This is a genomic window from Burkholderia sp. KCJ3K979, assembly GCF_016759955.1.
GTDB classification, from domain to species: Bacteria; Pseudomonadota; Gammaproteobacteria; order Burkholderiales; family Burkholderiaceae; genus Burkholderia; species Burkholderia orbicola.
This window is the reverse complement of sequence record NZ_JACFYV010000320.1, coordinates 1-5344: the sequence shown is the minus strand read 5'-3', so window position 1 is coordinate 5344 and position 5344 is coordinate 1. Positions and strand designations below refer to the sequence as shown.

Annotated in this window: 1 protein-coding gene; it reads right to left on the bottom strand. The window is 62.0% G+C overall.

Going from position 1 to position 5344, the window contains the following annotated elements; genetic code table 11:
* On the bottom strand, nt 1-4603 hold a 4603-nt coding region (locus H3O04_RS33610), incomplete at its 3' end, for an ESPR-type extended signal peptide-containing protein (protein ID WP_272929913.1).
* Nucleotides 4604-5344: the final 741 nt, after the last annotated feature.

The window sequence follows — 5344 nt, the reverse complement described above, 5'->3', positions numbered from 1 at the left end:
AGCTATTAGCCGAGGACAGGCCCGTCGAGGTCGAGGTCGACAAGGACGTGATCGAGCTGTTGGCCGACGACAGGCCGGTCGAGGTCGAAGTCGACAGCGAAGTGATCGAACTGTTAGCCGACGACAGGCCGGTCGAGGTCGAAGTCGACAGCGAGGTGATCGAGCTGTTGGCCGAGGACAAGCCCGTCGAAGTCGAGGTCGAGAGCGAGGTGATCGAGCTATTAGCCGAGGACAGACCCGTCGAGGTCGACGTGGACAGCGAATCGATCGAGCTGTTAGCCGAGGACAGACCCGTCGAGGTCGAGGTCGACAGCGAAGTGATCGAACTGTTGGCCGACGACAGACCCGTCGAGGTCGAAGTCGAGAGCGACGTGATCGAGCTGTTAGCCGACGAGAGGCCGGTCGAGGTCGACGTGGACAGCGAATCGATCGAGCTGTTGGCCGACGACAGGCCAGTCGAGGTCGAGGTCGACAGCGAAGTGATCGAGCTGTTGGCCGACGACAGACCCGTCGAAGTCGAGGTCGAGAGCGAAGTGATCGAGCTGTTAGCGGACGACAGGCCGGTCGAGGTCGAGGTCGACAGCGACGTGATCGAGCTGTTAGCCGAGGACAGGCCGGTCGAGGTCGAGGTCGAGAGCGAAGTGATCGAGCTGTTAGCGGACGACAGGCCGGTCGAGGTCGAGGTCGACAGCGACGTGATCGAGCTGTTAGCCGACGACAAGCCCGTCGAAGTCGAGGTCGAGAGCGACGTGATGGAGCTGTTAGCCGACGACAGGCCGGTCGAGGTCGAAGTCGACAACGAAGTGATCGAGCTGTTAGCCGAGGACAGGCCCGTCGAGGTCGAGGTCGACAAGGACGTGATCGAGCTGTTGGCCGATGAGAGGCCCGTCGAAGTCGAAGTCGAGAGCGAGGTGATCGAGCTGTTGGCGGACGACAGGCCGGTCGAGGTCGAGGTCGACAGCGAAGTGATCGAGCTGTTAGCCGAGGACAGGCCAGTCGAAGTCGAAGTCGACAGCGAGGTGACTGAGCTGTTGGTGGAGCTCAGGCCTGTGGACAGCGACGAAATGGCGCTGGTCGCAGTACCGACCTGCTGGGCGACCGAATAAAGCTGGCTGCCGTTGATCGCATCGGTACTCGTCGAGGTGACTTGGCCTGCGGCGACGTTGGTGATTTGTCGTTCGTTGCCGGCGCTGCCCACGCTTACGGTGCCGACCGGCGCAGAGCCAGCGAATCCGCCGAACGTCACGCCGCCGACAGTTGCGCTGCTCGTGCCGACGGCCGGGGTGGTGGCCTTCGAGTTGGCACCGAGCGCGACGGAATTGTTCGTGCTGGCGGTGGAGCCGATGCCAAGCGCGACCGCATCGTTCCCGCTGGAGACGGCGCCGGAGCCGATGGCGACGGCGTCGGTACCCGTCGCGGTGCTGTCGGGGCCGGTCGAGTTCGCGTGGAAATACTTGATGCCCTGGCTGTTGATGTTGTTGATCGCCGAGCCGACGCTGTTGGCGGTCGAGGTCGTACCGTTCGCGTTGTACGTGGTGTACGACGGCGCCGAGACCTTGCCGGTCGTCGGGTCGTACGTCGACCCGCCGCCAAGTGCCGACGCGGTGCTGCTACCCAGGTTGTCGGTCTTCGTCGAGACCGTGCTGATTCCGGTGGACAGCGAGTTGATGCCGGTCGAGGTCGACGTGGACAGCGAGGTGATCGAGCTGTTGGCCGATGACAGGCCCGTCGACGTGGAAGTCGAAAGCGACGCAACCGAGCTGTTAGCCGAGCTCAGTCCGGTGGACAACGAATTGATGCCGGTCGAAGTCGACGTGGACAACGAAGTGATCGAGCTGTTGGCCGACGACAGGCCCGTCGACGTGGAAGTCGAAAGCGACGTAACCGAGCTGTTAGCCGAGCTGAGGCCGGTGGACAACGAATTGATGCCGGTCGAGGTCGACGTGGACAGCGAGGTGATCGAGCTGTTGGCCGATGACAGGCCCGTCGACGTGGAAGTCGAAAGCGACGTAACCGAGCTGTTAGCAGAGCTCAGGCCGGTGGACAACGAATTGATGCCGGTCGAAGTCGACGTGGACAGCGAGGTGATCGAGCTGTTGGCCGATGACAGGCCCGTCGACGTGGAAGTCGAAAGCGACGCAACCGAGCTGTTAGCCGAGCTGAGGCCGGTGGACAGCGAATTGATGCCGGTCGAAGTCGACGTGGACAGCGAGGTGATCGAGCTGTTGGCCGACGACAGGCCCGTCGACGTGGAAGTCGAAAGCGACGCAACCGAGCTGTTAGCCGAGCTCAGTCCGGTGGACAACGAATTGATGCCGGTCGAAGTCGACGTGGACAGCGAGGTGATCGAGCTGTTGGCCGACGACAGGCCCGTCGACGTGGAAGTCGAAAGCGACGCAACCGAGCTGTTAGCCGAGCTGAGGCCGGTGGACAGCGAGTTGATGCCGGTCGAGGTCGACGTGGACAGCGAAGTGATCGAGCTGTTGGCCGACGACAGACCCGTCGACGAGGAAGTCGAAAGCGACGTAACCGAGCTGTTAGCAGAGCTCAGGCCGGTGGATAACGAATTGATGCCGGTCGAGGTCGACGTGGACAGCGAGGTGATCGAGCTGTTTGCCGACGACAGGCCCGTCGACGTGGAAGTCGACAAGCTGACGATGTTCGACGTCGTGGTGCTAGCCACCGCGTAAAGCTGGCTACCGTTGATTGCGTCCGTGCTGGTTGCACTGATCAAGCCGGCCGCCACATTCTGGATGCGGCGCTCGGAGCCCGCGGCGCCCACGCTCACGACACCCGCGGCCGAATTCGCGCCAGCATAGGTACCGAATGTCTGACTTCCGATCGTCGTGCTGCTGACAGCGCCGGTGCCGCCCGTCGCCGTATTCGCGGTACCGGTCGTGGTCGCACCCGAGCCGAGCGCGACCGAGCCCGTCACGTTCGCGTTGGCGCCGGCCCCGAAGGCCAGTGCATTCGTCGCACCGGATACCGCGGTATCGCCGATCGCGATGCCCCCGGCCGCCGTCGTCGTGTTGCTATTGCCCAGCGCAACCGAGCCCTGGCCGATCGCACTGTTGCTGTTGCCGATCGCCACGGCACCGTTCGCGGCTGTCGTTCCCGCCGCATTGCCTGCGGCGATGTTATTTGCACCCAGCGTCACGGCGCCCGTGCCGTTCGCAATGTTCGGATCGCCGATCGCCACCGCGCCGTTACCGCTCGCGGTCTGTTGACTGCCGATCGCAACGGCGCCGACCCCGGACTTGACCGTTGAACGGTAACCAATCGCAGTCGAACCCAAACCGGCCGTCGACGAAACGCTCGAGGTGTCGCCGATTGCAACCGACGAATTCGCCCCCGCTGTTGAAGTACTTCCCAGTGCCACAGCGGCGGAACCTGCGGCGGTCGACTGATTGCCGGCAGCCAGCGTCGCGAAATTCGACGCGACAGTTCCGATACCCAGCGCCGTTGCGTTCGTGCCGCTTGCATTCGCGCCGAGGCCAAATGCCGATGCTTGTCCGGCCGACGCGCTGGCTGACGCGCCAACGGCGGTTGCATTACCGGCCGTTGCGGCCGCCTTGTTGCCGAGCGCGACCCCGTTCCCCCCCGTCGCAATGGCCGTCACACCGATGGCGGTGTCTTGCGCACCACTGGCAGTGGCTTGATTGCCGATAGCCGTTGCATCCGTGTTCGACGCAACCGCACCGAAGCCGCCCGCGTAACTTGTGGCTCCGGTGGCGCTTGCGTTGAAGCCGGTTGCCATGCTGTTGGCCCCGGATGCCTTGGCGCTGCCACCCAGTGCAATTGCATTGGCGCCTGTCGAAGCTGCTGCAGCCCCGACTGCGACGTTATTCGTTATCGAGGTGTTCCCCGCGACGCCCGCAACCGCGCCGTCGCCTTGGGCGATGCCGTACGCACCGTTGACGGTCGCGCCGCGGCCGACTGCAATACCTGACGTGGCGGTCGATGCGACGGACGACTGCCCGCCGATCGCGATGCCGTCCGACGCAGCGGACTGCGCGCCCTTCGTTGCGTTGCTGCCGATGGCTACTGCGCCCGCGCCCGATGCGATGGTCGAGTTTGCCTGCGACAGCGGCGTCGTTCCGTTGCCGCCCGCGCCGCCGATCGCGACGGAGTTCAGTGCGTTCGCCGTCGAGCCGAAGCCGAGTGCGGTCGCGCCAGCGCCGCTGGCGGTGGTTTCGAGACCGGCCGCGACACCCCAGAGGCCGGCCGACGATTGCATGCCGGTGGCGACGGCGCCGTTGCCGGTCGCCTGCGCGAACGAGCCGTATACCGTGACACCGGTCCAGCCATTGCCGTTGGAGTTACACCCGGCTACGACCGAATACGTTCCGGAGCCATCGCCGGCCTGGTTTTGCGTGCCACCCGGGTTGATGCGGCCGACCGCGCCGTTGCTGCCCGTGAAGCAGGTCTGCTGTGTGTTGAGCGTGTTGGCCTCGGCCAAGCCGGGCAGGCTGATCGCCAGGGCCGCGACTGCTGCCACCACGACGGCCGACTTGTTCGGCTTGCCCCGTGCCGAATCGATTTCCGATGCCGCGACCCAGGCGCCAAGGGCTTCGTTCCAGATCGAGCGGTATGTGCGGTTCATGTCCTGCTACCTCCAAATGTGCACGCCACACACCGGTCTCTTTTGTTAGAGGATTACTCCGTGCGCTCGCGCGAATCTCAAAATTGATGGGCGGAGTTTATTGGAGGTGGATTTTAGAGATTGACAAACAGTGATAAATGAAGGGATTGGAAAGTTAAAGAATGGTTAATGAGCTGTGTTTTGATGTACCGGGGTAGAATGAATTTGAAAGCTGTAAGAATGTGTCATGTCGGGTTTGGTTTTTTCTTGGGCGCTCTTTGTTTTCATATAAAAATCAATAACTTGCATTGGTTTTGTGCGCCAGGTTACACATCGGGCCGCTCCAAAAGTAAGACAAATGAAATAGCAAACGTTTGCGAGCAGCTCAATTCTTTCATGATTGTAATGTTTATTGGTGCGTTGGTTGTTAATGCATCTTCCGTATTGTTAACCTGTTAATAAATTTTCTTTTGTTGAGTTTGTTTTTCTATTTATGGATTATCAATTAATTGAATTTATCTGATGCGGGGAACGTTGGATTGTGCTGATTTGCGCATCGTGTCCGGCGCGGGCGCCCGTGTGACGGGCGTTCCGGGCCGCCCAGCTCTGCGAAGTTGTAAAAAAGTGCTACAGGGCGAAAAATGAAACGGTCCGCATCAATTTATCGGATTCGTCCTATTGATGATTGCGCGGACATCTGTGCCAGTACGGAATCGGCACGCATGCGGGAAGCTGAGCGGACGCGCTCGCGGCGGGGGGGGC